The 26,994-nt window shown below is 68.2% G+C and carries 25 protein-coding genes and 1 tRNA gene; 11 read left to right on the top strand and 15 right to left on the bottom strand.

All coding sequences use genetic code 11. From position 1 onward, the window contains the following. Positions 1-27: 27 nt before the first annotated feature. Together HTV45_RS12780 and HTV45_RS12775 are read right to left on the bottom strand one after the other, a co-directional pair. A complete protein-coding gene (locus HTV45_RS12780) occupies positions 28-1,389 on the bottom strand; it encodes a hypothetical protein (protein ID WP_215205817.1) in 1,362 nt (453 codons plus the stop codon). A gap of 138 nt (positions 1,390-1,527) precedes the next feature. Further along, a complete protein-coding gene (locus HTV45_RS12775; protein ID WP_003999697.1) occupies positions 1,528-1,656 on the bottom strand; it encodes a DLW-39 family protein in 129 nt (42 codons plus the stop codon). 338 nt (positions 1,657-1,994) lie between these two features. On the opposite strand from HTV45_RS12775, the gene HTV45_RS12770 reads away from it, so the two are divergent. Together HTV45_RS12770 and HTV45_RS12765 are read left to right on the top strand one after the other, a co-directional pair. Further along, positions 1,995-2,357: a DUF6344 domain-containing protein gene (locus HTV45_RS12770; protein WP_215205816.1), complete on the top strand. Its 363-nt coding sequence runs from the start codon at positions 1,995-1,997 to the stop codon at positions 2,355-2,357. 446 nt (positions 2,358-2,803) lie between these two features. After that, on the top strand, positions 2,804-3,217 hold the full coding sequence (locus tag HTV45_RS12765; protein ID WP_251691925.1) for a hypothetical protein: 414 nt from the start codon (positions 2,804-2,806) through the stop codon (positions 3,215-3,217). A 234-nt stretch (positions 3,218-3,451) separates the two neighbouring features. Here HTV45_RS12765 and HTV45_RS12760 read toward each other — a convergent pair. The 9 genes from HTV45_RS12760 to dnaA form a co-directional block, all read right to left on the bottom strand. Next, positions 3,452-3,528: transfer RNA gene (locus HTV45_RS12760), tRNA-Ile, on the bottom strand. 123 nt (positions 3,529-3,651) lie between these two features. Then, positions 3,652-4,401: a DUF3566 domain-containing protein gene (locus HTV45_RS12755; protein WP_215205815.1), complete on the bottom strand. Its 750-nt coding sequence runs from the start codon at positions 4,399-4,401 to the stop codon at positions 3,652-3,654. Between the two features lie 18 nt (positions 4,402-4,419). After that, on the bottom strand, positions 4,420-7,017 hold the full coding sequence (gyrA, locus tag HTV45_RS12750) for a DNA gyrase subunit A (protein WP_215205814.1): 2,598 nt from the start codon (positions 7,015-7,017) through the stop codon (positions 4,420-4,422). Between the two features lie 42 nt (positions 7,018-7,059). Next, positions 7,060-9,120: a DNA topoisomerase (ATP-hydrolyzing) subunit B gene (gene gyrB / locus HTV45_RS12745; protein WP_215205813.1), complete on the bottom strand. Its 2,061-nt coding sequence runs from the start codon at positions 9,118-9,120 to the stop codon at positions 7,060-7,062. A gap of 433 nt (positions 9,121-9,553) precedes the next feature. After that, positions 9,554-10,096, bottom strand: coding sequence for a DUF721 domain-containing protein (locus HTV45_RS12740; protein ID WP_215205812.1), 543 nt, complete (start codon positions 10,094-10,096; stop codon positions 9,554-9,556). Beyond that, positions 10,093-11,214 (bottom strand): DNA replication/repair protein RecF, encoded by a 1,122-nt coding sequence (recF, locus tag HTV45_RS12735; RefSeq protein WP_215205811.1) that lies wholly within the window; start codon positions 11,212-11,214, stop codon positions 10,093-10,095. The genes HTV45_RS12740 and recF overlap by 4 nt, the downstream gene beginning before the upstream one ends. A 72-nt stretch (positions 11,215-11,286) precedes the next feature. Then, positions 11,287-12,162 (bottom strand): phosphogluconate dehydrogenase (NAD(+)-dependent, decarboxylating), encoded by an 876-nt coding sequence (gene gnd, locus HTV45_RS12730; RefSeq protein ID WP_215205810.1) that lies wholly within the window; start codon positions 12,160-12,162, stop codon positions 11,287-11,289. Between the two features lie 174 nt (positions 12,163-12,336). After that, positions 12,337-13,467: a DNA polymerase III subunit beta gene (gene dnaN, locus HTV45_RS12725; RefSeq protein ID WP_215205866.1), complete on the bottom strand. Its 1,131-nt coding sequence runs from the start codon at positions 13,465-13,467 to the stop codon at positions 12,337-12,339. A gap of 856 nt (positions 13,468-14,323) precedes the next feature. After that, positions 14,324-16,330, bottom strand: a complete 2,007-nt coding sequence (dnaA, locus tag HTV45_RS12720) for a chromosomal replication initiator protein DnaA (protein ID WP_215205809.1) — start codon at positions 16,328-16,330, stop codon at positions 14,324-14,326. 375 nt (positions 16,331-16,705) lie between these two features. On the opposite strand from dnaA, the gene rpmH reads away from it, so the two are divergent. From rpmH to HTV45_RS12675, 9 genes are all read left to right on the top strand, one after another. After that, positions 16,706-16,843 carry a 50S ribosomal protein L34 gene (rpmH, locus tag HTV45_RS12715; RefSeq protein ID WP_003975051.1) on the top strand — a complete coding sequence of 46 codons (138 nt, stop codon included), beginning with the start codon at positions 16,706-16,708 and terminating at the stop codon, positions 16,841-16,843. Between the two features lie 21 nt (positions 16,844-16,864). Next, complete coding sequence (rnpA, locus tag HTV45_RS12710; RefSeq protein WP_215205808.1) at positions 16,865-17,233, top strand: ribonuclease P protein component; 369 nt, start codon at positions 16,865-16,867, stop codon at positions 17,231-17,233. Next, positions 17,230-17,604: a membrane protein insertion efficiency factor YidD gene (gene yidD, locus HTV45_RS12705; RefSeq protein ID WP_215205807.1), complete on the top strand. Its 375-nt coding sequence runs from the start codon at positions 17,230-17,232 to the stop codon at positions 17,602-17,604. The genes rnpA and yidD overlap by 4 nt, the downstream gene beginning before the upstream one ends. A gap of 3 nt (positions 17,605-17,607) precedes the next feature. Next, positions 17,608-18,876, top strand: coding sequence for a membrane protein insertase YidC (gene yidC, locus HTV45_RS12700; RefSeq protein WP_215205806.1), 1,269 nt, complete (start codon positions 17,608-17,610; stop codon positions 18,874-18,876). A 15-nt stretch (positions 18,877-18,891) separates the two neighbouring features. Further along, positions 18,892-19,404, top strand: a complete 513-nt coding sequence (locus tag HTV45_RS12695) for a R3H domain-containing nucleic acid-binding protein (RefSeq protein ID WP_215205805.1) — start codon at positions 18,892-18,894, stop codon at positions 19,402-19,404. Positions 19,405-19,525: 121 nt separating this feature from the next. Beyond that, a complete protein-coding gene (rsmG, locus tag HTV45_RS12690; RefSeq protein WP_215205804.1) occupies positions 19,526-20,245 on the top strand; it encodes a 16S rRNA (guanine(527)-N(7))-methyltransferase RsmG in 720 nt (239 codons plus the stop codon). A 349-nt stretch (positions 20,246-20,594) separates the two neighbouring features. Continuing rightward, positions 20,595-21,671, top strand: coding sequence for a ParA family protein (locus HTV45_RS12685; RefSeq protein ID WP_215205803.1), 1,077 nt, complete (start codon positions 20,595-20,597; stop codon positions 21,669-21,671). Further along, the gene (locus tag HTV45_RS12680) at positions 21,668-22,762 is read left to right on the top strand and encodes a ParB/RepB/Spo0J family partition protein (RefSeq protein WP_215205802.1); all 1,095 of its coding nucleotides are present in this window, start codon (positions 21,668-21,670) and stop codon (positions 22,760-22,762) included. Before HTV45_RS12685 ends, HTV45_RS12680 begins: the two co-directional genes overlap by 4 nt. A 321-nt stretch (positions 22,763-23,083) precedes the next feature. Next, positions 23,084-23,701 (top strand): GNAT family N-acetyltransferase, encoded by a 618-nt coding sequence (locus tag HTV45_RS12675; protein WP_215205801.1) that lies wholly within the window; start codon positions 23,084-23,086, stop codon positions 23,699-23,701. 110 nt (positions 23,702-23,811) lie between these two features. On the opposite strand, the gene trxA is transcribed toward HTV45_RS12675, so the two are convergent. The 4 genes from trxA to sigM all read right to left on the bottom strand — a co-directional run bounded on the left by trxA (position 23,812) and on the right by sigM (position 26,986). Continuing rightward, positions 23,812-24,144: a thioredoxin gene (trxA, locus tag HTV45_RS12670; RefSeq protein WP_103545205.1), complete on the bottom strand. Its 333-nt coding sequence runs from the start codon at positions 24,142-24,144 to the stop codon at positions 23,812-23,814. 41 nt (positions 24,145-24,185) lie between these two features. Continuing rightward, positions 24,186-25,157, bottom strand: coding sequence for a thioredoxin-disulfide reductase (gene trxB, locus HTV45_RS12665; protein ID WP_215205800.1), 972 nt, complete (start codon positions 25,155-25,157; stop codon positions 24,186-24,188). Positions 25,158-25,349: 192 nt separating this feature from the next. After that, entirely contained in the window at positions 25,350-26,264 is a 915-nt protein-coding gene (locus HTV45_RS12660) for an anti-sigma factor (protein WP_215205799.1), read from the bottom strand. After that, entirely contained in the window at positions 26,261-26,986 is a 726-nt protein-coding gene (gene sigM / locus HTV45_RS12655; protein WP_215205798.1) for an RNA polymerase sigma factor SigM, read from the bottom strand. Before sigM ends, HTV45_RS12660 begins: the two co-directional genes overlap by 4 nt. Positions 26,987-26,994 lie beyond the last annotated feature (8 nt).

The raw sequence follows: 26,994 nt of genomic DNA, 5'->3' as shown, positions 1-26,994 counted from the left end.
CCGCCCGGTACGAAGTCCGGGCACGGCCTATGGACGGGCCCTGCGCCGGACCACCATCGTCCACACGCCGAGCCACGCCAGCAGGGCGCTTCCGGTGCCGATACCGCCGAGCGCGAGCGACCGGTACGCGGCGCCGTCGCCCGCTGTACCGCCCCCGGCCGCCGCGTCCCGGTCCTCCCCCGTGACCGTGAAGACGTCCGCCGGAACGGTCTGCCCCGCGTACCGGGGCCCTTCCTGCACCGCACCGCTCACCCGTATCCGCAGGGTCAGCGGGACCGGCCCGTCGCCGAAGTCGTCCGCGACCTCCGCCGTGAGGTGCGCGACAAGGTAGTAGGAGCCGGCGAACCGCATCACCCCGGTCTGGCGGCCGGGGTCGAGCCGATTGCCGTGAGCGACCTCGGGCAGGGGGGCAAGGCTCTTCGACTTCGGTTCGCCGTTGTAGGACATGCCCAGGTCCTCGACGTGGCCGCGTGCGGGGTTGTAGAGGTCGAGGTCCAGCGCGGCGGCGGCGAACCCTCCGCCCGCCGGGCCCGGACCGCCCAGGTCGACGGTGGCGTACAGCTGCTGTCCCCAGTCCACGGGAACCTTGTAGAAGAGGGTCTGGCCCGGTCGTATGCCGTCCCGCCACACTCCCTGCCCGACCGCGGTGGCCTCGGTGAAACCGGCCCCGCCGGCACGCCGTTCCGGCTGCCCCGTGACGGGCTCGGGAGGCGCGGAGTTCCATTCCCCGGGCGCACGCGTGGGGCCGGTCCCCTCCAGCGCCGGCTCCGACACCGTGGTGAGCTCCATCTCCCAGGGATCCGGGGAAGCGCCCTTCGCCTCCGGGGCGGCGCGCTCGACGGCCAGGTAGTACGTACCCGCGTCATCGCACGGGGATCTTCTGGGGGAGATCTCCCGCATGGCCCAGGCGGCGACGGGATGCGGGCTGCCGCCGCTGCCGAGGCTCGAGGTGTCCGCGTCGCAGGAGCGGCCTTCGCTGTCCCGCACGGACACTCTGACCCCGTCGATGACGGAGGTGCCGCGGCCGGGCGGGGGGACCACGGTGGCGGAGGCGTAGAGGTTCGTGGTGTCGTCCAGTTCCAGCCGGTAGTGGACCGTGCCGGTCGCCGGGAGAGTGCTCCGGTAGGACCTGCCAGGCTCCAGTTCCACGGCGTCCGCCGGGCTCATGGCGCCGTCGACCCTCCGCGCGTCCTCGGCGAAGGCGTAGGTTCCGGGCGTCCCGGAGCTGCCTGCGTCTCCCGGCCCGGAGCGGAAGCCTCCGGCGGCCGCGGCCTGCTGTCCCGGCAGAACGCCACCCAGCACCACCGCCACGCCGACGCATCCGGCGGCCAGGCGCCGACCACGCCCGCTTCCCGCCCGCCCCCGCGCCGTACCTTGCCGTCCCCTCACGCGCCACCCCTCGTCGCCGGACGTCGCCCCCTGTCGCCCATCCTCTCCCGTGGACGCGGCCGGCCGACAAGGCCCCGTCGCACACAAAACCCCGACCGCGAGGGCGGCCGGGGTCTGTTCAGCGTCGGTTGTCGGTACTCACGAACCCGTGGGCACGGAGTCAGTCGCCTCCGTCCACAGATCCTGCTCGGCGCGATCCGCCTGGATCTGGCGGTACACGAGGAGCCCGCCGATGGCGGCCAGTGCGACCAGGAGGAGCTTCTTCACCGCGCGACCTCGTCTTTCGTTGACGTTGGGGACCTCTGGCGCCCGACTATACACACCGGCCGATACCGATCGGTGACCTGCGTCGGCGTTCCGAACTGCCCTCACGCGCGGCGCAGTAGAAGCGGAGCACGGCCGTCCGGCCAGAAGATGACACCCCTCCGGGGACGACCACGCCCAGGTCCTTCCTGCCACTTGGCGAGCTTTTCTCACTTTATGCACCCATCCGTGTGGTGTTCATCTGAACATCCACGCGCCACGGGCGTCGGTCCACCACTTCGCGGCCCTCATACACATCATGAGGAAAGTACGCAAATCGCCCAACCCGAAAGTGAGGGGCCATGGCCCGGAACAAGGTCATGAAGCTGTGGAGCACCATCGTCACCGCCTTCCTCGCGCTGTGCACGGCGCTCGGACTCATCACCACGACCGCCTCCGCGGCCGTACCCCAGACCGAGAAGGCGCGCAACAGCGACAGCGCACCCAGGACGGCGGAACCGACGGCGCCCCTCTGGTCCTGGTCACTGAACAGGGCACTGCCCCCCACGATGAAACAGCGCATCCGCGCCGAGGCGCACGGCAAGTCCCCCGGCTGCCGGCACCGCCCCCTCGCGGACGCGGAGCCCGACTCCCCGGACTGCTCCGACGACACGACGGCCACCCGCCCGGAACCGGTCACCGACCGCATCCGCCTCCAGCGCTGAGTCCGACCGCGCCTCCCGAGCCCTCCTCGTGCCGTCGCTGCTTCCCGAAGTCCTGGCGAACTCGCGTACAGCACCACGGCACGACGGCTCCCTCCCTGGCCGGTGACGGCCACCGCGCAGAAAGACCCCCGCCGGGATCCGGCGAGGGTCTTCTTCGTGCGGGTACGGCTCCGTCGTACACGGGGCTCGCGCACCGCGCGTACTTCATCACCGCTCGGGCTTCGCTGTACGGACCGCCCTGTCGTGTGTCCTGGGCCTGGTGACACACGTGCGGCCCCGCACGTTCGGCCGGTGCCGGCCACCGGCCCGTGCGGTGCGGTCCGCGACCTGCCAGGGCGAGCTGCGGTCGCGGTCCCGGGGGATCGCGGTGATCCTGTCAGGGAGCGTGGCCGGCGTCGTGCGGACGCTGCGCACCGATGACCGCGCTGCACAGGAAGGTGACGGCCATGGCGGCAATTCCGGACGGCACCCGGCGAGGCCACGGAGGGCTCAGCGGCGCTTCCCTGTTCGCCGGGGCCGTGATGATGCTCAGCGGGCCGCTCAGCATTCTCATGGGTGCGTCCGGCATCGCCGGGGACAACCTGTTCGCGGCGTCCCAGTACGCCTATCGGTTCGACCTGACTGCTTGGGGCTGGATCCACATCGTGGCCGGACTGGCACTCGTCGTGGCCGGTCTGGGGGTCGTGAGCAACCGGAGCTGGGGTCGCGGAGCCGGTGCGGTGGCGGCGGGGGTCAGCCTGATCACCCAGTTCATGTTCGTGCCGTACTACCCGCTGTGGGCCATCCCCGTGATGACACTCGACCTTCTGGTCATCTTTGCGCTGACGAGGTTCCACGCCGGCTCGCACAGCGGCTGGTGACACACCCGGGCACGTGACACACCCGGGTCCACCGGCCCGCCACGGGACGGCAGTGGGCACGGGCGGCCCGCCCGCCGAGCTTCAGCCGCTGTGACGCCAGGAAGTCAGGGCCACTCCGCCACCGTGTTCGGTGAGCTCGCGGGTCACGTCTGCTCCAGGGGAGGCCCGTCGTCTGCCGGAGAACGCAACCGCACGCAGAAGACCCCCGGCCTGATGGCTCGGGGGTCTTCTGGCTGGTGGGGCTAACAGGATTTGAACCTGTGGCCTCATCCTTATCAGGGATGCGCTCTAACCAACTGAGCTATAGCCCCGCCGCGCTCTGCGGTGTACGTCCCGCGCGAACTGACTACTGAAGATTAGCGCACGACGGGGGCAGTCCCAAAATCGGTTGTCGGGGTGCTTTCCGGGAAGCCGGGCAGAGCGCTGTGAGCGCCTCACTCGTCCTCGGCCAGCGTCAGTTCGACGCCGCCCACGAAGCCCGCGGAGAGGTTGTAGATGAACGCGCCGAGCGTCGCGAGAGCGGTCGCCAGGACGACGTCGATGACGGCGATGATCGTCGTGAACATCAGGACGTTGGGCAGCGACAGGAACGACTGGAGGTCGAACCCGTTCGACTCGTTGGAGCCGGTCGCCTCGGCGATCGTGCCGCCGACCGTCGAGAACACGCCCATGGCGTCCATGACCATCCACAGCACCGCGGAGGCGACGATCGTGCAGATGCCGAGGGCGATGGAGAGCAGGAAGCTGACCTTCATCACCGACCAGGGGTCGGCCTTGGCCACCCGCAGGCGCGCCTTGCGTACACGCGGGGTGGTGCGCGCCCCCGTGCGCGGCCGTCGTACCGCGCCGGTCTGGCCGGCTGCCGTACCGCCGGCCTGCGCCGCGTAGGCCTGCGGCGGGTGGTACGGGCCCGACTGCTGCTGCGCCTGCCGTTCCCCCGGCAGCGGTGAGGCCGTCTGAGCGGCGGCGCCCTGGTCCGGCGCGGCCTGCTGCGAACCTCGGGTGTCCGTCACGGTTCCCCCCTGGGATCCCTGTACGCCGGACGCGGAGGCGTCCTTGGCGGGCGACTTGATCGCTTGGAGATTGGTCGTGTGCGGATCTGTCGCCCGCGCGGCAGAGCCACGGCCACCGCCGCCCGTTCCCGTATTGGTACCGGCCGGTCCGGCGCCCGTGGCTCCGCTCACGCTGACTCACTCCTCGTGCTACTCGGACGAGGGCGCCTCACCCTCGTCCGCCCCGGTGGTCGCGTCCCCCACGGTGGTCTCGTCGACGACCACGTCGCCGTCGACTTCCTCCGCCTCGCGTCCCGCCTCGGCATTACGGGCGATGCCGACCACGGCATCGCGCTTGCCCAGATTGATCAGTTGGACGCCCATGGTGTCACGGCCCGTTTCCCTGATCTCGTTGACTCGCGTACGAATCACACCGCCCGACAGCGTGATGGCGAGGATCTCGTCGGTCTCCTCGACCACCAGCGCGCCGACGAGGGTGCCGCGGTCCTCAACGATCTTGGCGGCCTTGATACCCAGGCCGCCGCGTCCCTGGACGCGGTACTCGTCGACAGCGGTCCGCTTCGCGTACCCGCCGTCTGTGGCAGTGAACACGAACGTACCGGGTCGAACAACATTCATCGAGAGCAGCTCGTCCCCACCACGGAAACTCATGCCCTTGACGCCCGAGGTCGCACGCCCCATGGGACGCAGTGTGTCGTCCGTCGCCGTGAACCTGATCGACTGCGCCTTCTTGCTGATCAGCAGCAGATCGTCGTCGGCCGAGACGAGTTCGGCGCCGATCAGTTCGTCGTCGGAACCGTCCTCCTGCTCGCGCAGGTTGATGGCGATCACACCGCCCGAGCGTGGCGAGTCGTAATCCTTCAGCGACGTCTTCTTCACCAGGCCGGCCTTGGTGGCCAGGACCAGGTAGGGCACTGCCTCGTAGTCGCGGATCGCGCGGATCTGGGCGATCATCTCGTCCGGCTGGAAGGCCAGCAGGTTCGCCACGTGCTGCCCGCGCGCGTCCCGGCCGGCGTCGGGCAGTTCGTAGGCCTTCACCCGGTAGACCCGGCCCTTGTTCGTGAAGAACAGCAGCCAGTGGTGGGTGGTGGACACGAAGAAGTGGTTGACGATGTCGTCTTCCTTGAGCTTCGTGCCGCGTACGCCCTTGCCTCCGCGCTTCTGGGCCCGGTAGTCGTCGGTCTTGGTGCGCTTGATGTAGCCCCCGCGCGTGACCGTGACGACGATGTCCTCCTCGGCGATCAGGTCCTCGATGGACATGTCGCCCTCGTACGGGATCAGCTTCGTCTTGCGGTCGTCGCCGAACTTGTCGACGATCGCCGCCAGCTCCTGGCTGACGATCCCGCGCTGGCGGACCGGGGAGGCGAGGATCTCGTTGTACTCGTTGATCTTCGCCTGGAGTTCCTCGTGCTCCTGGACGATCTTCTGGCGCTCCAGGGCGGCCAGCCGTCGCAGCTGCATCTCGAGGATGGCGTTGGCCTGGATCTCGTCGATGTCCAGGAGGTCCCGCAGGCCCCCGCGCGCGATCTCGACCGTGTCACTGCGCCGGATCAGCGCGATGACCTCGTCGATGGCGTCCAGGGCCTTCAGCAGACCGCGCAGGATGTGCGCCCGCTCCTCGGCCTTGCGCAGCCGGAAGCGCGTACGGCGGACGATGACCTCGATCTGGTGCGTCACCCAGTGCCGGATGAACGCGTCCAGGGACAGGGTGCGCGGCACACCGTCGACCAGGGCCAGCATGTTGGCGCCGAAGTTGGTCTGCAGGTCGGTGTGCTTGTAGAGGTTGTTCAGGACGACCTTGGCGACCGCGTCCCGCTTCAGCACGATGACCAGACGCTGGCCCGTGCGCGAGGAGGTCTCGTCGCGCACGTCGGCGATGCCGCCGATCCTGCCGTCCTTCACCAGGTCGGCGATCTTCTGCGCCAGGTTGTCCGGGTTCGTCTGGTAGGGCAGCTCCGTGATCACCAGGCACTGGCGGTTCTGGATCTCCTCGACCTCGACCACCGCGCGCATGGTGATCGACCCACGGCCCGTGCGGTACGCCTCCTCGATGCCGCTGCGGCCGACCACGAGGGCGCCGGTCGGGAAGTCGGGGCCCTTGATGCGCTCGATCAGCGCGTCCAGGAGCTCCTCGTGGGAGGCCTCGGGGTTCTCCAGGTACCACTGGGCGCCGGACGCGACCTCGCGCAGGTTGTGCGGCGGGATGTTGGTCGCCATGCCGACCGCGATGCCCGCCGAGCCGTTGATCAGCAGGTTCGGGAAGCGGGCCGGCAGAACGGTCGGCTCCTGGGAGCGGCCGTCGTAGTTGTCCGTGAAGTCGACGGTCTCCTCGTCGATGTCACGCACCATCTCCATCGACAGCGGCGCCATCTTGCACTCGGTGTAGCGCATCGCCGCCGCCGGGTCGTTGCCCGGGGAGCCGAAGTTGCCGTTGGAGTCCACCAGCGGCATCCGCATCGACCACGGCTGCGCGAGCCGGACCAGCGCGTCGTAGATCGAGGAGTCGCCGTGCGGGTGGTAGTTGCCCATGACGTCGCCGACCACGCGGGCGCACTTGTAGAAGCCGCGCTCCGGGCGGTAGCCACCGTCGTACATGGCGTACAGCACACGGCGGTGGACGGGCTTCAGGCCGTCCCGGACGTCGGGCAGCGCACGCGAGACGATGACGGACATCGCGTAGTCGAGGTACGAGCGCTGCATCTCCGTCTCGAGCCCGACGGGCTCGACACGCATGGCGGCGGCGTCCACGTCCTCGAGAGGCGTGACGGGAGTGTTCTCGTCGGTCATTGCTGGTGAAAGTCCTTCCTGGTGCGGTCAGCTGAGACCGACTCAGATGTCGAGGAACCGGACGTCCTTGGCGTTGCGCTGGATGAACGCGCGGCGTGCCTCGACGTCCTCGCCCATCAGGACCGAGAACAGGTCGTCGGCCTGGGCGGCGTCGTCCAGGGTGACCTGGCCGAGGACGCGGTGCTCCTGGTCCATCGTGGTGATGCGCAGTTCCTCGGCGTTCATCTCGCCGAGACCCTTGAAGCGCTGCACGGAGTCCTCACGGATGCGCTTGCCGGCGTTGCGGCCCAGCTCGATCAGCGCGTCGCGCTCACGGTCGGAGTACGCGTACTCGAAGTCGTCCTTGCCCCACTTGATCTTGTAGAGCGGAGGGCGGGAGAGGAACACGTGCCCGGCCTCGACCAGCGGCCGCATGAAGCGGAACAGGAACGTCAGCAGCAGGGTGTTGATGTGCTGGCCGTCGACATCGGCGTCCGCCATCAGAATGATCTTGTGATAGCGGAGCCGCTCGATGTCGAAGTCCTCGTGCACCCCGGTGCCGAACGCGGAGATCATCGCCTGGATCTCCTGGTTCTGCAGGATCCGGTCGATGCGCGCCTTCTCGACGTTGAGGATCTTGCCGCGGATCGGAAGGATCGCCTGGTACTGCGGGTTCCGGCCGGACTTGGCCGAACCGCCGGCGGAGTCACCCTCGACGATGAAGATCTCGCACTTGACGGGGTCGTTCGACTGGCAGTCGGACAGCTTGCCCGGCAGGGACGCCGACTCCAGCAGACCCTTGCGCCGGGTGAGGTCGCGGGCCTTGCGGGCCGCCACTCGGGCGGTGGCCGCCGCGATGCCCTTGCGGATGATGTCCGCGGCCTCGTTGGGGTTGCGGTCCAGCCAGTCGTTGAGGTGCTCGTAGACCACCTTCTGGACGAAGGTCTTGACCTCGGTGTTGCCCAGCTTGGTCTTGGTCTGGCCCTCGAACTGCGGCTCGCCCAGCTTGACCGAGATGATCGCGGTCAGACCCTCGCGGATGTCGTCGCCCGTGAGGTTGTCGTCCTTGTCGCGCAGCAGCCTCTTGTCCCGCGCGTACTTGTTGATGAGCGAGGTGAGCGCCGCCCGGAAGCCCTCTTCGTGCGTACCGCCCTCATGGGTGTGGATGATGTTGGCGAACGAGTACACGCCCTCGTTGTAGCCGCCGTTCCACTGCATCGCGACCTCGAGGGAGAGCTGCCTCTCCCTGTCCTCGGCCTCCAGGTCGATCACGGTGGGGTGCACCGGGTCGCCCTTGCGGGAGTTGAGGTACTTCACGAAGTCGACGATGCCGCCCTCGTAGTGGTACGAGACGAACTTGACCTCGTGCTTCTCGTCCTCGCCCGCCTCGTCCGCACCGGCGGTGGCCTTCGCCGACTCGCGCTCGTCGGTGAGGTTGATCCGCAGGCCCTTGTTGAGGAACGCCATCTCCTGGAAGCGCCGCGAGAGCGTCTCGAAGGAGTACTCGGTGGTCTCGAAGATGTCCGGGTCGGCCCAGAAGGTGACCGCCGTGCCGGAGTCCTCGACCACCTCGTGCCGGGCGAGCGGCGCGGTGGGGACGCCCAGCTTGTACTCCTGCGTCCAGCGGTGGCCGTCCGTCCTGATCTCCACGGCGACCCTGGACGACAGGGCGTTCACCACGGAGACACCCACGCCGTGCAGGCCGCCGGAGACCGCGTAGCCGCCGCCGCCGAACTTGCCGCCCGCGTGCAGCACCGTCAGCACGACCTCGACGGCCGGCTTGCCCTCGGAGGGGACGATGCCCACCGGGATGCCACGGCCGTTGTCGACGACGCGGACGCCGCCGTCGGCGAGGATCGTCACATCGATCGTGTCCGCGTGCCCGGCCAGCGCCTCGTCGACGGAGTTGTCGACGACCTCCTGCACCAGGTGGTGCAGCCCTCGCTCACCGGTTGAACCGATGTACATACCGGGTCGCTTGCGGACCGCGTCCAGACCCTCGAGGACGGTGATCGCACTGGCGTCGTACGAGGCGGTGACCTCGCTGCCCGAGGTGGTCGCCTCGCTGTTCACGCCGGTGTCGGTGGACGGGATGTTCTCGTTGGGGTTGCCGGAATCGGCCACGAAGCGCCCTTTCTGGCACAGCACGAGCCGGGCTCGGCGGCAGGTTGCCGGAGCGGCTGCGGCATGTTGCGTTGGTAAGCCTTGATCAGCGTTGCTCAGCTTTTCCCGGGCGGTCCCCACGATCGGGGCGGGATTGTCTCTCAGTCTACCGGTAGCGCCGACATCGATGGGGCTTTGCGGGCACCTGAGTCCGCATGTGCCGCCCTCAACCAGTCTCGTCCGACTCCCGATATGCGGATGGGGGCTCCAGGAGCCCCACGACGGCACTCAGCGCTTCCGGCCGTCAACCCTTTGCTACTTAGGAGTCAGGTGGTGACGCACACCCGTGCGCGGCGGCGCGGCGACACCACCACCGACGGCCAGAACGCCCCGGGAGAAAGCCCTGATGTGAAGTCGGTCACGTGGGAACGGCGGGGCGGAAGGGACCGTCCGATCACCCGTATGTGTCACCCGGACCGGTGCTTCCCGGGGCACGCAGCGGCCCGAAGCGACGGGCCGGACCAGCGGGACCGGCGACCTTGATCAACCGGACCGTTCCATGGCCCAGGTCCTCGTTCAGCCGTGCGACCAGAGTCGGCGCGAGCAGCCGCAGATTCGTCGCCCAGGCCGTGGAGTCGCAGCGCACCACCAGCACCCGCTCGTCCTCGTCGTACCGCTCGGGCTCGCAGTGCTTCGCCACGTCCTCGCCGACGATCTCCGGCCAGCGCCCCATCACCCCGCCCACCGCGGCCGGGGCCTCCCAGCCGCGCTCGGTGAGCAGCCGGTTGATCGCCGCGCCGAGCGCCATCGGGTCGCGCCCGTCGGCCCGCGCGCCGGAACGCAGACCCCCGCGTCGCGCCTGCTTCCTCTGCTGCGCCGCGTCCCCCCGCGCGCGTGCCGCCTCCTTGGCCGCGCGCAGTGCCACCCGCGCGAGATCGACGCCGGAAGGCTCCGGGACCTTTCCGGCGCCGCTTCCGGGCGCCTCCTGCTCACTCATACGCGCTCCACCGTTCCCCCGGCCACGGTGAACCGCGTACCCGCCAGCACATGAGGCACGTCGTCGTCCACGGCCGCGGTCACCAGCACCTGCTCACCGGGCGCGACCAGCTCTGCCAGCCGCTCACGGCGGCGCGTGTCCAGTTCGGCGAAGACGTCGTCGAGCACCAGCACCGGCTCGTTGCCCTCGGCGCGCAGCAGATCGTACGAGGCCAGACGCAGCGCCAGCGCGTAGGACCAGGACTCGCCGTGCGAGGCGTAGCCCTTGGCGGGCAGCCGGCCCAGCTTGAGCAGCAGGTCGTCGCGGTGCGGGCCGACCAGGGTGACACCCCGCTCGATCTCCTGCTTGCGGGCCTGTGCGAGCGCGGCCATCACCTGCTCGAAGAGGTCCTCGCGCGTGTGCGCCTCACCGGGCGCGGAGGGCCTGTACTCCAGGGCGACCGGGCCGCCTCCCGGCGCGAGCTGCTCGTAGGCCTTGTCGGCCAGCGGCTGGAGCACGGCGATCAGGTCCAGACGCTGTGCCAGGAGCTCGGCGCCCGCCCGCGCGAGGTGCTGGTCCCAGACGTCCAGCGTGGACAGGTCCAGCGTGCGCCCGCCGTGCCGGCGGGCCAGCGCGGTCGACTTCAGCAAGGTGTTGCGCTGCTTGAGCACCCGGTCGTAGTCGGAGCGGACACCGGCCATACGCGGGGACCGTGCGGTGATCAGCTCGTCGAGAAAACGGCGCCGCTCCCCGGGATCGCCCTTGACCAGGGACAGATCCTCCGGCGCGAACAGCACGGTCCGTACGATCCCCAGCACGTCCCGGGGCCTAACCTGCGAGGACCTGTTGATGCGGGCCCGATTGGCGCGGCCCGGGTTGAGCTCCAGTTCGACCAGCTGCTGTCGCTCGCCCTGGCGGACCTGGGCCCGGACGATCGCGCGGTCGGCGCCCATGCGGACCAGCGGTGCGTCGGAGGAGACCCGGTGGCTGCCGAGCGTGGCGAGATAGCCGACCGCCTCGACGAGGTTCGTCTTGCCCTGCCCGTTGGGGCCGACGAAAGCCGTCACCCCCGGATCGAGCGGGACCTCGACCCGGGGATAGGAACGAAAGTCGGCCAGCGACAGATGCGTGACGTGCATGGTCGTTCCGCCGACCTCCCCCGACGTTGTGGACCGCCGAACGGTCCTGTGGACAGTTGAGCGCCCGGTGGACTACTTCTTCTCGACCGCGTGACCGCCGAACTGGTTCCGCAGCGCCGCGATCATCTTCATCTGCGGCGAGTCCTCCTGACGGGAGGCGAACCGCGCGAACAGCGAGGCCGTGATGGCCGGCAGCGGGACCGCGTGGTCGATCGCCGCCTCCACGGTCCAGCGTCCCTCACCGGAGTCCTGGGCAAAACCCCGGAGCTTGTCCAGGTGCTCGTCCTCGTCGAGGGCGTCGACCGCGAGGTCCAGCAGCCAGGAACGGATGACGGTGCCCTCCTGCCAGGAGCGGAAGACCTCCCGGACATCGGTCACCGAGTCGACCTTCTCGAGCAGCTCCCAGCCCTCGGCGTAGGCCTGCATCATGGCGTACTCGATGCCGTTGTGGACCATCTTGGCGAAGTGCCCCGCGCCCACCTTGCCGGCGTGCACCGAACCGAAGTCTCCCTCCGGCTTCAGTGCGTCGAATATCGGCTGCACCTTGGAGACGTCCTCCTGGTCGCCGCCGTACATCAGCGCGTAGCCGTTCTCCAGCCCCCAGACGCCGCCGGAGACACCGCAGTCGACGAAGCCGATGCCCTTCTCCGCCAGCTCCCCGGCGTGCTTCTCGTCGTCCGTCCAGCGGGAGTTGCCGCCGTCCACGACGACGTCACCCGGCTCGAGCAGGCCGGCGAGCTCGTCGATGGTGGACTGGGTCGGCTCACCCGCCGGGACCATCACCCACACCACCCGCGGGCCGCTGAGCCTGCCCACCAGCTCCTGCAGGCTGTGGACATCGGCGACGTCCGGGTTGCGGTCGTATCCGTGGACGGTGTGGCCCGCGCGGCGGATCCGCTCGCGCATGTTGCCGCCCATCTTGCCGAGGCCGACGAGACCGAGCTCCATCAGTTGTGTTCCTTAGGTGTGCGACGTGGCGTGACGGCACGAACGTGCCGGCGTCCGAGCCTAAACCCTGGGGGTACCACCCACGCTTTTCGGGCAGTGGGGGAGCACGTGCACATCTGTGGGCATACGCGCTCACACGTACACCCCTACCTGGGGCTTCCGGCGCGGCGGGCCTCAGCCGCTGAGCCGCACCGGCATGATCAGGTACTTGTAGGCCTCGTCCGCCTCCGCATCCACCGCCGGACGGCCGCTGAGCAGCGCGGGCTTGGTGGACGTGGTGAACGACAGCTGGGCCACCGGGGAGTCGATGGCGCTCAGGCCGTCCAGCAGGAACGTCGGGTTGAAGGCGATGGAGATGTCGTCGCCCTCCAGCTGGGCGTCGACCCTTTCCACAGCCTGTGCGTCGTCGCTGGAACCGGCCTCCAGGATGAGCACGCCCTGCTCGAAGCTGAGCCGCACCGGGGTGTTCCGCTCGGCGACCAGGGCCACGCGCTTGACGGCCTCGACGAAGGGGGCGGTCTCGATCACGGCGACGCTGTTGAACTCCGTCGGGAACAGCGTGCGGTACTTGGGGAGGTCGCCCTCCAGCAGTCGCGTGGTGGTGCGGCGGCCGGCTCCCTCGAAGCCGATCAGGCCCTCTCCGGCGCCCGATCCGGACAGCGCCAGGATGACCTGGTCACCGCTGGTCAGGGCCTTGGCGGTGTCCTGGAGCGTCTTGGCGGGCACCAGGGCGACCGCGGACACCTCCGGGTTCTCCGGCTTCCACAGGAACTCGCGGACCGCGAAGCGGTAGCGGTCGGTGGAGGCGAGCGTGACGGTGTCGCCCTCGATCTCGAGGCGCACACCGGTCAGGACCGGCAGTGTGTCGTCACGGCCGGCCGCGATGGCGACCTGCTGCACCGCGGAGGCGAAGACCTCGCCGGGGACCGTACCCGTCGCGTTCGGCATCTGCGGCAGGGCCGGGTACTCCTCCACAGGCAGGGTGTGGAGTGTGAAGCGCGAGGAGCCGCACACCACCGTCGCCCGTACACCGTCTGTGGAGATCTCCACCGGCCGGTTGGGCAGCGCCCGGGAGATGTCGGCCAGCAGCCGGCCGGAGACCAGGACCGTGCCCTGCTCCTCGACCTCCGCCTCCACCGAGACCCGCGCGGAGACCTCGTAGTCGAAGCTGGACAGGCTCAGCTGACCTTCCTCGGCCTTCAGCAGCAGACCTGCGAGGACAGGGGCCGGCGGACGGGCCGGAAGGCTGCGCGCCGCCCAGGCCACTGCCTCCGCGAGTACGTCGCGTTCCACCCGGATCTTCACTGTTGCCGCCTCCTGCTGTTGCCGGCGCTTCTCGCCCTGCCTGGCTCCGTCGTCTGACTCGGTGTCGCCGGCCCCTGGGCCGGGAAGGACACCGGGACCAGTCTGACGCACCGCACTGACAGTAGGTGCCCGTCGGGGTCAAGTCGTGACGAGGGGCAGTCGGGGTCCGGACAGCGAGTTGTGCACAGGACCCCCTTCTAAACGGATTCCTCACTCTCTCTAGTCGGGAGTAGTAGTAGGGCCTGTGGATACCGTGGATAACCTCGTTTTCCCAGCTCAGGCCCACTTTTTTGTCCACCGGGCCTGTGGGCGGAGCCGGTGGACAACCAGGGGTATCTGTGGAGAACAGAAAGTTCTGCACACTGCGTGCACAGGGAGGGGCTAGTTCTCCCCAGCTCCGTCCCCAGGTTTTCGGCGCTTTCCCACAGGCCCTCGAGGCAACGTGATGTGACGCCTTTCACTCGCCCCGGTGAGAGAGCGCGTCGCGTTGCCGAACAGTGGACAGTGATGTGGAGAAGCGGGTGATCGCTGGGGACAACCGGCCTCAGCCTGTGGGTTGTCCGTGGACAACTTCCTGCACAGGCTGTGGACCGCGACTCTGTCCACAGCCTGTGGAGATCGTTTGTCCACGAATCCACAGGTGGTTGACCTGGGTCGATTGTCCCTCGACCGGCCGAGCTGTGGACAAGGTCGGGACAACTTCTCGGTCCCCAGCATGTGGACGGCAAAAAGTCACCGAATCTGTGGAGGACACCCGTAACCCGGCTCTGAAATCGAACAGAGCAGGACGGCCGAGGCACGAGGAAGGGCGCCTCCGGATCGCTCCGGAGACGCCCTGGACGGACCGGGGGGACCCTCAGCCGGCCTTGATGCGGTTGGTGAGCTCGGTGACCTGGTTGTAGATCGAGCGCCGCTCGGCCATCAGATTGCGGATCTTCCGGTCGGCGTGCATCACCGTGGTGTGGTCGCGGCCGCCGAACAGTGCGCCGATCTTCGGCAGCGACAGGTCCGTCAGTTCGCGGCACAGGTACATGGCGATCTGCCGGGCGGTCACCAGCGCGCGGCCGCGCGAGGTGCCGCACAGGTCCTCCACCGTGAGGCCGAAGTAGTCGGCGGTGGCGCCCATGATGGCCGTCGAGGTGATCTCCGGGGCCGAGTCGTCGCCCCCGGGCATCAGATCCTTCAGGACGATCTCCGTCAGCCCCAGATCCACCGGCTGCCGGTTGAGCGAGGCGAACGCCGTCACCCGGATCAGCGCACCCTCCAGCTCACGGATGTTCCGGGAGATCCGGGAGGCGATGAACTCCAGTACCTCCGGCGGCGCGTTGAGCTGTTCCTGTACCGCCTTCTTGCGCAGGATCGCGATGCGCGTCTCCAGCTCCGGCGGCTGGACGTCGGTGATCAGTCCCCACTCGAACCGGTTCCGCAGCCGGTCCTCCAGGGTGACCAGCTGCTTGGGCGGCCGGTCGCTGGAGAGCACGATCTGTTTGTTGGCGTTGTGGAGCGTGTTGAAGGTGTGGAAGAACTCCTCCTGCGTCGACTCCTTGTCCGCCAGGAACTGGATGTCGTCGACGAGCAGGATGTCCATCTCGCGGTAGCGCTTGCGGAAGCTGTCGCCCTTGCCGTCACGGATGGAGTTGATGAACTCGTTGGTGAACTCCTCCGAGCTCACGTACCGCACGCGCGTGCCGGGGTAGAGGCTCCTCGCGTAGTGCCCGATCGCGTGCAGCAGATGCGTCTTGCCCAGACCGGACTCCCCGTAGATGAACAAGGGGTTGTACGCCTTGGCCGGTGCCTCGGCGACCGCGACCGCGGCGGCGTGCGCGAAGCGGTTGGACGCGCCGATGACGAACGTGTCGAACAGGTACTTCGGGTTCAGCCGCGCGGTGGGCTCGCCCGGGCCGGTCGCCGGGGCGGGCTGCGCCGCCAGCGGGCCGGGTGCCCCGGTGGTGGGCAGGTTCGGGCCCACGGGACCGCCGCGGTGGACATGTCCCGAGCCGGAGGGCGGTTCGGACAGGTCGCGGCGCCGGGCGTCCCGCCGGCCGTAGTCGCCGCGCGACGTGTCGTAGTCGGAGCGCTGCTGTTCGTAGGACGACGGCCGGTCCATCGGCTGCGGGCGGTAGTCCTGCGAGGGCGGTCCGCCGTACCCGTCCTGGGGACCGTAGGAGTCCTGGGTGCCGTAGTTGTCCTGCGACGGCGAGGCGTACGGGTCGCGCTCCGGGAAGCCGAGGCGCTGCTGCTGCCACCCGTAGTCCTCCTGCGGCGGCCGCGGCCAGGAGCCGGGCTCGGGCCGCTGGTACTCCGAGGGGTAGGCGGGGCGGGCCGTGGGGAGCTGGTCGCCGGACGGGCCCTGCTGCTGATCGTCGCGGCGGCGCCCGTAGCCGTCGTAACCGTCGTACGGCTCACGGTTCTCGTACGGCTCGCGCTCCTGCCGGTCCTGACGGTCGCGGTGGTCCTGGCGGTCGCGGTGGTCGCGGTGGTCGCGGTGGTCCTGCCGGTCGGGACGGTCCTGGCGGTCGCTGGGGAGCTCCGGCTGCTCCTCATAGCGGGGCTGCGGCCGGGGCGCCGGCGCCCCGGAGGGCTCGCCGACGGTGTCGTCGACCGTGATCGCGATGCGGATCGGGCGGCCGCACTCGCGGCTCAGGGTCTCGCTGACGACGGGCGCGAGGCGGCCTTCGAGCACACCCTTGGCGAACTCGTTGGGCACGGCGAGCAGCGCGGTGTCGGCGACCAGCGCCAGCGGCTGGCAGCGCCGGATCCAGTGTTCGTCCTTGCCCTCGACACCCTGTCCGCGGCCTTCCCCGAGAAGTTGTTCCAGTACGCGTGGCCACACTGCGGCAAGATCGGCAGGTACGTCAGCCACAGGGCACGCTCTCTCACAGGTCCCTCGATCGTGTGATGCGGAGGACGGGTCGGGATGTAAATCGGGTGGTGGAGGGTCAAGGGAACGAATCGGAGTTCAGCCACGGTAGTCAGCGCGGCGGGTATGGTTCAAGTCGTTGTCCCCAGGCTGTGGACAAGTGTCTCCCGGCGACCGCTGGTTTGACCGAATGGCGCAGCCGCGCGTACCGTAAACAGGTCGAGTTGTCGATGGCTGCTGCCGCCTGCCTCCGATGGGCACAGATCGCGCAAGATGATCGGTCAGCGGTGCACTCGGGCGTAACGCGAGCTTCTCGTGGGCGCACGGTGACAGCCAGGACGGCACCCCGCAAACATCGATTTCTTCTGGAGCCCCCGAGTGAGCAAGCGCACCTTCCAGCCGAACAACCGCCGTCGCGCCAAGACCCACGGCTTCCGGTTGCGGATGCGCACCCGTGCCGGCCGCGCGATTCTCGCGACTCGCCGCAGCAAGGGTCGCGCCCGTCTGTCCGCCTGATACCGGTCGGGTCATGACGTCGTGCTGCCCACCGACAACCGGCTGAGGCGGCGCGAGGACTTCGCGACCGCGGTACGACGAGGGCGCCGAGCCGGGCGCCAGCACCTCGTCGTCCACCTTCGTAGCGGTGCAACGGACCCGCATGCGCCTGGGGAGAGCGCTCCCCCGGTGCGTGCGGGTTTCGTTGTGAGCAAAGCGGTGGGTGGCGCGGTGGTGCGCAACAAGGTGAAGCGAAGGCTTCGTCATCTGATGCGTGAGCGAATCGGCCGGCTGCCCGCCGGTAGCCTGGTAGTCGTACGAGCGCTGCCCGGTGCGGGCGACGCCGACCATGCACAACTGGCCCAAGACCTGGACGCCGCCCTGCGGCGGCTGGGAGGGGGCGCGCGATGAAGTATCCACTGCTGGCCCTGATCAAGATCTACCAGTGGACGATCAGTCCACTGCTGGGGCCGGTGTGCAAGTACTACCCGTCGTGTTCCCGCTACGGCTTCACGGCCATCGACCGGCACGGTGCCTTCAAGGGCACAGCACTCACGGCCTGGCGCATTCTGCGGTGCAATCCGTGGTCGCTGGGCGGTGTGGACCATGTCCCGCCGCGTAAGCGTCCGCGGTGGCACGAAATGCTGCGTAACGCCTGGCGTGCACGCAAGGGCGGGACCTCCGCCGCCGAACCGGCCACCGAGGGACGGATCTCTCCCACAGGTCCGACGAGTCCTTCGAGCCCGGCCGCAGAGACCCCGTCCCATGCCCAAGGAGCATGATTAGTGGACACGATTGCCAGCCTCTTCAGCTTCATCACAACCCCTGTCTCCTGGGTCATCGTCCAGTTCCACAGCGTGTACGGCGCCCTTTTCGGCCCTGACACCGGGTGGGCCTGGGGCCTGTCCATCGTGTCCCTGGTGATCTTGATCCGGATCTGCCTGATCCCGCTCTTCGTGAAGCAGATCAAGGCGACGCGTGCGATGCAGACGCTCCAGCCTGAGATGAAGAAGATCCAGGAGCGCTACAAGAACGACCGGCAGCGCCAGTCCGAAGAGATGATGAAGCTCTACAAGGAGACGGGTACCAACCCGCTCTCCTCGTGTCTTCCCATCCTGGCCCAGTCGCCGTTCTTCTTCGCCCTCTACCACGTGCTCAACAGCATCGCGTCGAACGACACCGTCGGCGTGATCAACGAGCGTCTGCTCGAGAGTGCGCAGAAGGCCCACATCTTCGGAGCCCCGCTCGCGGCGAAGTTCACCGACAGCTCGGACAAGGTCGAGGCGTTGAACTCCTCGCTGACCGACGTCCGCATCGTCACCGCGATCATGATCATTCTGATGTCGGCGTCGCAGTTCTACACGCAGCGCCAGCTGATGACGAAGAACGTCGACACCTCGGTGAAGACGCCGTTCATGCAGCAGCAGAAGATGCTGATGTACGTCTTCCCCATCATGTTCGCCGTCTTCGGTATCAACTTCCCGGTCGGTGTCCTCGTCTACTGGCTGACCACCAACGTGTGGACCATGGGCCAGCAGATGTACGTCATCCACAACAACCCCACGCCGGGTTCCAAGGCCCAGTCCGCGTACCTGGAGCGCCTTTCCAAGCACGTCACCCGGCACGGCAGGACCCGCAGCAGGGGTGAGCGCGCCATCGTCAAGGCCATCGTCGCCAAGGGCCGGGACCGCAACGAGTACGAGCGCAAGTTCATCAACGGTCTGAGCAAGGCGGGTCTCGCGGCCCAGCCCGACGGCACGGTGATCAAGAGCGAGAGCACGACCGCGGCGCAGGCGGAAGACGGTACGGCCACCGGAGCCGCTCCCAAGCGGCAGCAGCCGAAGCGGCAGAGCAAGTCCCGGCGCCAGTCCGGCACGGCGAAGGCGGCGGACGAGCCCACCACCTCGCTCACCAAGTCCGAAGGGACCGAGGACAGCAAGCCTGCCTCCGCTGCCGGTAAGGGCAATGCCAAGCCCGCCGGCAGTACCCGCAGCAAGGCCCAGTCCGGACAGCGCAAGGGTCCGCAGCGGCCCAAGTCCCCGTCCAAGAAGTAAGAAGGAGTCCATCCCGTGACGGAAGGCACCACCACCGCCGCTGCCGAGGGCGCAGACACCCTGACCCGCCTGGAGCAGGAGGGCGAGATCGCGGCGGATTACCTGGAGGGTCTGCTCGACATCGCCGACCTCGACGGCGACATCGACATGGACGTCGAGGCCGACCGCGCCTCTGTCTCGATCATCAGTGATTCGGGCGGCCGTGATCTGCAGAAGCTGGTGGGCCGTGACGGTGAGGTGCTGGAGGCGCTCCAGGAGCTCACGCGTCTGGCTGTGCACCGGGAGACCGGGGACCGCAGCCGCCTGATGCTCGACATCGACGGCTTCCGGGCCAGGAAGCGCACCGAGCTGTCGGAAATCGGTGCGAAGGCGGCCGCCGAGGCCAGGAGCAGTGGGAATCCCGTGAGGCTCGACCCGATGACGCCGTTCGAGCGCAAGGTCGTCCACGACGCGGTCAAGACAGCCGGCCTGCGCAGCGAGTCCGAGGGCGAGGAGCCGCAGCGCTTCGTCGTCGTGCTTCCGGCCTGACTGGCTCGCTTTCCACCGGCCCCGTCTGTTGTGCAGACGGGGCCGCGTTTTGTCAGCCTGATAGTTCTGGTTCTGGTGTCGGCGCCCCGTGCCGGCACGGCACGGAAGGACGGTCCCCCCAGTGACGGAGGCAGCGGAGCTTCCCCCTGCGCCCGAGCAGGCACGCGAGGTGTTCGGCGATCGCTTCGCGGACGTGGTCCGTTACGCGGAGCTGCTCGCCGAAACGGGTGTGCAGCGAGGCCTGATCGGTCCGCGGGAGGTGCCCCGCCTGTGGGAGAGGCATCTGCTGAACTGCGCGGTCCTCTCGGAAGTCGTACCCGAGGGCGTGACGGTATGCGATGTCGGCTCGGGAGCCGGTCTGCCTGGCATTCCCCTGGCGCTGGTCCGGGAGGACCTCAAGATCACTCTTTTGGAGCCGCTTCTTCGACGCACCAACTTCCTCAGCGAGGTCGTGGAGCTGCTCGGCCTGGACCATGTCACGGTGGTGCGGGGCCGGGCGGAGGAGGTCATGGGGAAGTTGCCGCCGGTACACGTGGTGACCGCCCGAGCCGTAGCCCCCCTCGACCGCCTGGCTACATGGGGCATTCCTCTGCTGCGGCCGTACGGGGAGATGCTCGCGCTCAAGGGAGACGCTGCCGAGGAGGAACTGAAGAGCGCCTCCTCCGCGTTGAGTAAGCTCGGCGCTGTGACGACGTCGATCGTGCATGTGGGCGAGGGCATCGTGGATCCGATGTCCACCGTGGTGAAGGTCGAGGTCGGGGAGAGCCCTGGCGGAGTGCGGTTCGCGGCCAAGCGCGCGAAGGCCGCACGTACGGGACGGGTGCGACGCCGACGCGGATAGCGAGTGGATCCTCTGGTCCCGCAGTGCGTGACAGGAGAGGCGCAGCACCTCATCTGAGAGGGCCGGATGTACTCCACACAAGCTGCCCACCTGTACCTGCCGGAGTGTCGCGGCTTCGCGGGCTCAGCCGCTGTGCATCGTGTTTCACGTGAAACGTCGCTCACTGCTGCACGGCATCATCAGTCGGGGCCGCGCTGCGGCCGAACCCCGTGACCGGAAACCTCTGGGTTCGCTCGGGAAAGGGCCGGCTTCCGACGAGACACCGCCCACTTCAAGGGGTACGGAGTTGTCCACAGAGGTGGATTTCTCCACAGAACGTCAGGCCTCACTGGTTCGCGACCCCGAAGGCATGGGAGGCTCTGTTCATTGCGAGCCTGAAGTCGAGGAGAGTGAATCCTTGCGGTCCGACGCCAACATCGCGGGACCGATGACCGACCCGGTCCCCGGTCCCCGTACCGAATCGATGGGGGCGGATGTTTCACGTGAAACACCGCCCCCGATGGACGACACTCCCATCGGTCGTGCTGCCCAACTGGCAGTGGAGGCACTGGGGCGTGCCGGTGAGGGCCTGCCACGGCCCGAGCAGACACGCGTCATCGTGGTCGCCAACCAGAAGGGCGGAGTCGGGAAGACGACAACCACCGTCAACCTCGCGGCCTCACTGGCTCTGCACGGTGCGCGCGTCCTGGTGGTCGATCTTGATCCCCAGGGCAACGCGTCCACAGCCTTGGGGATCGACCACCATGCCGAGGTCCCCTCCATCTATGACGTGCTGGTGGAGAGCAGACCGCTCGCGGAGGTTGTCCAGCCGGTCCCCGACGTCGAGGGACTCTTCTGTGCCCCTGCCACCATCGACCTCGCCGGTGCGGAGATCGAACTGGTGTCACTGGTGGCACGGGAAAGCCGACTGCAGCGGGCCATCCAGGCCTATGAGCAGCCGCTGGACTACATCCTCATCGACTGTCCACCCTCCCTGGGCCTGCTCACGGTGAACGCGTTGGTGGCCGGCCAGGAGGTGCTGATCCCGATCCAGTGCGAGTACTACGCACTGGAAGGCCTGGGGCAGCTGCTCCGCAATGTTGACCTGGTCCGGGGCCACCTCAACCCGGCCCTGCATGTATCGACGATCCTGCTCACCATGTACGACGGCCGGACGCGGCTCGCGTCGCAGGTCGCGGACGAGGTACGCACACACTTCGGCGAGGAGGTCCTGCGGACGAGCATCCCCCGTTCCGTCCGTATCTCGGAGGCGCCGAGTTATGGGCAGACGGTACTGACCTACGATCCTGGGTCGAGTGGTGCCCTCTCCTACTTCGAGGCGGCACGGGAGATCGCGCTGAGAGGTGTCGGCGTCAGCTATGACGCACCGCAGGCGCACATCGGCGCACAGCACAATGATCCGAGCATGGTGGAGGGCGTTCAGTGAGTGATCGACGGAGGGGGCTGGGTCGTGGCCTCGGTGCACTGATCCCTGGCCCGACAGAGAAGACGGCTTCGCCGACCGTAGGAGGTGCCGCCTCGGCCTCCCCTGGCTCGGTTCCGGTGCTCCCGAACGAGCGTGGTGTCGCGGCCGCGAAGGTGGCTACCCTGCCGTCTGTTCCACGTGAAGCAGAGGATTCCGCGGAGGTGGGCACGGCGGCGTCGCACGCGCCACCCCTGGGGGCTTACTTCGCTGAGATTCCGCTGGACGCCATCACACCGAATCCCCGGCAGCCGCGTGAGGTCTTCGACGAGGACGCGCTGTCCGAGCTGATCACCTCCATCAAGGAGGTCGGTCTTCTCCAGCCGGTCGTGGTACGGCAGGTCGGGCCGGAACGGTTCGAGCTCATCATGGGCGAACGCCGGTGGCGGGCTTGCCACGAGGCAGGTCTCGAGGCCATCCCGGCGATCGTGCGAGCCACGGACGATGAGAAGCTCCTCCTGGACGCACTGCTGGAGAACCTGCACCGTGCGCAGCTGAATCCGCTGGAAGAGGCTGCCGCCTACGACCAGTTGCTGAAGGACTTCAACTGCACGCACGACCAGCTGGCAGACCGCATCGGCCGGTCCCGCCCGCAGGTGTCCAACACACTGCGGCTGCTGAAGCTCTCGCCCACCGTTCAGCGCCGGGTCGCCGCCGGTGTCCTGTCCGCCGGACACGCACGGGCTCTCTTGTCCGTCGAGGACTCCGAGGAGCAGGACCGGCTGGCACACCGGATCGTGGCCGAGGGTCTCTCGGTGCGGGCCGTCGAGGAGATCGTGACCCTGATGGGATCACGGCCCCAGAAGGCTCAGCGGTCCAAGGGACCGCGAGCCGGAGCGCTGGTGTCGCCGGCACTGACGGGCCTGGCGACTCGTCTCTCGGATCGCTTCGAGACCCGGGTGAAGGTCGACCTGGGACAGAAGAAGGGCAAGATCACCGTCGAGTTCGCCTCGATGGAGGATCTGGAGCGCATCCTGGGCACCCTTGCTCCGGGTGAGGGCCCCGTGCTGCAGCAGAGCCTGGTGGAGGACGATCCCACGGAGACCGAGTCCTGATCCGGCGACCTGTTCGGCCGAGCCGATCAGCCTTCTGAGGGTGGACCGTATCCGGTGTATACCGAAAACGGTCCACCCTTTGCTTTTGGCGGTATCGATGGAATCGCATCGTGGATACCATGCGTGGGACAGGGCGCATCCACCCGGCAATACCTCTCAGAGCAAGGCAGGAGCCATGCGCATGATGAGCCGTACCGGACTGGTGAGCGCAGGACTGGGGGCAGGCGTTGTCAGTGGCTTCATCGGGAGCCTGCTCCGGGAACGGAGGGCTCTGACAGCCGCCCGTGAGGCAGCGGGCGAAGGAAGCGAGGAACAGCCGTCATGGGCCGTCGGCTCGTACCGCTCACGCTGGACATCCTTCAGGACCTCCCCCAGCGCTGTCGTTCGTGTGTCTTCTGGGAGCGGGACCCCGTCAGCGGCGAGGCAGCGGTAAAGGCCGGGACGTCCGAGCTCGAGAAGGAATCGTGGATCTCGGCGGTTCTCCTGGACTGGGGATCCTGTGGCAGGGTCGTCTACGTCGACGATGTTCCCGTGGGCTTCGTCCTCTACGCTCCGCCCGCCTATGTGGCTCGTTCCACGGCCTTTCCCACCAGTCCCGTGTCGCCCGATGCCGTGCTGCTGATGACCGCGTTCGTCCTGCCCGAGTATCAGGGACAGGGACTGGGCCGGGTGATCGTGCAGACGGTGGCAAAGGATCTGCTCCACCGGGGCTTCAAGGCGATCGAGGTCTTCGGTGACGCCCGCTGGAAGGAGCCCGCTTGCGTCCTGCCCGCCGACCATCTGCTGGCCGTGGGATTCAAGACCGTCCGGCCGCACCCTGCGTATCCGCGGCTGAGGCTGGAGCTGCGGACAGCGCTGTCCTGGAAGGAAGACGTGGAGATGGCGTTGGACCGGCTGCTCGGAGCCGTACAGAAGGAGCCGGCCCTGCGGCCGCTCTGATACGTGAACCGCGTCATGACTTCAGAACGTCATGCGAATGGGCCAGCCCTCTGGGGCTGGCCCATTCGTGTTTCACGTGAAACATGCACCGCCGCAACGACGGTTCGCCCTTACTCGGCGATGAAGTCCTCGAGGTCGCGCACGATCGCGGCCTTCGGCTTGGCACCGACGATGGTCTTGGCCACCTCGCCACCCTGGTAGACGTTCAGGGTCGGGATGGACATGACGCCGTACTTGGCGGCCGTACCCGGGTTCTCGTCGATGTTCAGCTTGACGACCTCGATCTTGTCCCCGTACTCGGAGGCGATCGCCTCGAGTGACGGAGCGATCTGACGGCACGGGCCGCACCAGGCGGCCCAGAAGTCCACCAGAACGGGCTTGTCGCTCTTGAGGACGTCCTGCTCGAAGGAGTCGTCGGTCACGTTCTTCAGGGTGCCGGCCACAGCGGGCTCCTTAACTGGTTGATGCGTGGGGCGGGTGGGAGTCAGACGGCGGCGGTCTTCTCGGGCTCGGGCTTCTCCTCGTCAGCGAGAGCCGCGAGGAAGCGCTCCGAGTCGAGAGCCGCGGAGCAGCCCGTGCCGGCCGCGGTGATCGCCTGACGATAGGTGTGGTCGACCACGTCGCCGGCAGCGAAGACACCGGTGATGTTGGTGTGGGTCGAGGGCGCCTCGACCTTCAGATAGCCCTCCTCGTCCAGCTCCAGCTGGCCCTTGAAGAGCTCGGTGCGCGGGTCGTGGCCGATCGCGATGAACAGGCCGGTCACTGCCAGGTCGGAGAGTTCCCCCGTCTTGACGTTGCGCAGCTTCAGACCCGAGAGCTTCTGATCGCCCTGGATCTCGGCGATTTCGCTGTCCCACACGAACGAGATCTTCGGGTCCGCGAAGGCGCGCTCCTGCATCGCCTTGGAGGCGCGCAATGTGTCACGACGGTGGACGATCGTCACGGACTTGGCGAAACGGGAGAGGAAGGTGGCCTCCTCCATCGCGGTGTCGCCACCCCCGATCACGGCGATGTCCTGGTCCTTGAAGAAGAAGCCGTCACATGTGGCGCACCAGGAGACACCCCGGCCGGACAGGGCGTCCTCGTTGGGCAGGCCCAGCTTGCGGTGCTGCGAGCCGGTGGTGACGATGACGGACTTCGCCTGGTGGACGGTCCCGGCCGTGTCCGTGACCGTCTTGATGTCTCCGGTCAGATCGACGGAGACCACATCGTCAGGAATGAGCTCGGCGCCGAACCGCTCTGCCTGGGCGCGCATGTTGTCCATCAGCTCGGGCCCCATGATGCCGTCCTGGAAGCCGGGGAAGTTCTCGACATCGGTGGTGTTCATCAGCGCGCCGCCGGCGGTGACGGCGCCCTCGAACACCAGGGGCTTCAGCGACGCACGGGCGGTGTAGAGCGCCGCCGTGTAGCCGGCGGGCCCCGAGCCGATAATGATCACGTTACGGACGTCGCTCACGGCTGGATTCCTCGTCTCTGGACTGCGTCGTTCGACCGGGAGAGCTTCTGTCGGAAGTCTCATCCCACCCAACGGATCCTAAGGGGCGCGCATTCCCGGCGTGCCCGCGCACACGCACAGGGGCCCTCCGCGAGAGCGGGAAAGGGCACACCGTACGGGATACCACGGAGGACGGAGACCAAGCGCGGCGTGTCAGCGTGTATAGGAGTGCTTCAGAAGAATCTCCGCCGCGGTGGCCGACGGCGGGCTGCCCACACAGGTCGTCTCGACGATGTAGGCGGTGACACGGGTGTCGTCCGACGTATCGGGAAGCACGACGAGCAGTGCGGCCTTCCCCTGGTATGTGCCCTGCTCGGTGGCGAGGGCGGCGTCATTGCGCCCGATGCCTTCGCGGATACACTCCGGGACCGCGGGCTCCTTGAGGACCTTCGGTTGTGCGCCGCCGGACTCCGCTTCCATGCCGAAGGTCTGCGGGGAGCTGGAGAGCTTGCCCTGTCCCTGGTCCCTGCTGAGGAGATCGGTCACCTGCTTCTCCAGCCTGTCCTCGGAGAAGGTGTCCGCCGCGGTCGTACGGGTTACCTCTTCGGAGCCAGCGCCGTTGTTCATGGACGCCACCACCGCTGAACCGAGGCCTAGGGCGGCAACGGTGAAGACGGCCCCCAGGACGGCGATCCGTCGGCGCCCACGCGGCAGGCGTCCCTTGCGACCGGGGCCGGTCGTGGAGGGGTGGGGTCGCCCCGTAGGCCGGCCCGAGGGCATCGATGTTTCACGTGAAACATGCGGTTGGCCGTCGTCCGGTGCTGCGGAAGCGGTGACCGTGGGGTCCTCGGAGACGTCGGGATCGAGCGCCGTGGAAGGGAGCAGGGCCTCTGCGGCAAGTGCCGTGTCGATACGGCCGACCACATCGTCAGGCATGGGGGCCGGTCCCGGCACCGTGCCGAGCAGATCTCGGATCTCCTCGAGTGAGGCATGAACGTCCGCGCAGAGAGCGCACGCGTCCAGATGCCGACGCACGTCGGCGCTCCGGGCCGGAGGGAGGAGCCCTTCGGTGAGGTCGGAGATCTCCGCGACATCCGGGTGCTCCGCGATGTTCTTCGTCGACGTCACGCTCGCCCACCTCCGCCCTTCGCTGCAGCCGGGTCATTCGATTCCGCGTCCGGCGGGTCCTGCCGTCGCGGGCCCGCTGCGGGTGGGACGGACGTCCCCTGGGTCCGGTTCCGTGTCCCGTCCGGTGTCGTACCCCCACTGTCGCCGTCCGGCCGTAGGTGGGTGAGCAGGGGCAGGAGTCTGGCTCTGCCGCGAGCGCACCTGCTCTTCACCGTGCCGACGGGCACGTCGAGGACGCGGGCCGCCTCGGCGACCGGGTAGCCCTGCATGTCCACCAGGACGAGTGCGGCTCGCTGGTCGGGCGGAAGGGTACCCATCGCTTCGATGAGCTGGCGGTGCAGATCATTGCGTTCCGCGGGCGCCGAGGCGGACTCGTGCGGCTCCAGCAACTGCTCCAGACGCTCCCTGTCGTCGATCGGCGTGGTCTTCCGGGAGGCCGCCTTGCGGGCACGGTCCAGGCAGGCGTTCACCGTGATCCGGTGCAGCCATGTCGTGACGGCGGACTGGCCGCGGAAGGTGTGGGCGGCCCGATAGGCGGAGACCAGGGCGTCCTGGACGGCGTCGGCGGCTTCCTCGCGGTCGCCGAGCGTTCTCAGGGCCACGGCCCAGAGCCTATTGCGGTGACGGCGCACAAGCTCACCGAAGGCGTCGGGGTCGCCCTCCACATGCCGGGTGAGCAGTTCCCGGTCTTCCGTCCCCTCATACGCGGTGCCGTCCGTCATGGGCCCTC

It is taken from the genome of Streptomyces sp. CHD11 (genome assembly GCF_018638295.1).
Lineage (GTDB): Bacteria > Actinomycetota > Actinomycetes > Streptomycetales > Streptomycetaceae > Streptomyces.
Note: the sequence above shows the minus strand (reverse complement) of the source record. Positions and strands in the feature narration are given on the sequence as shown.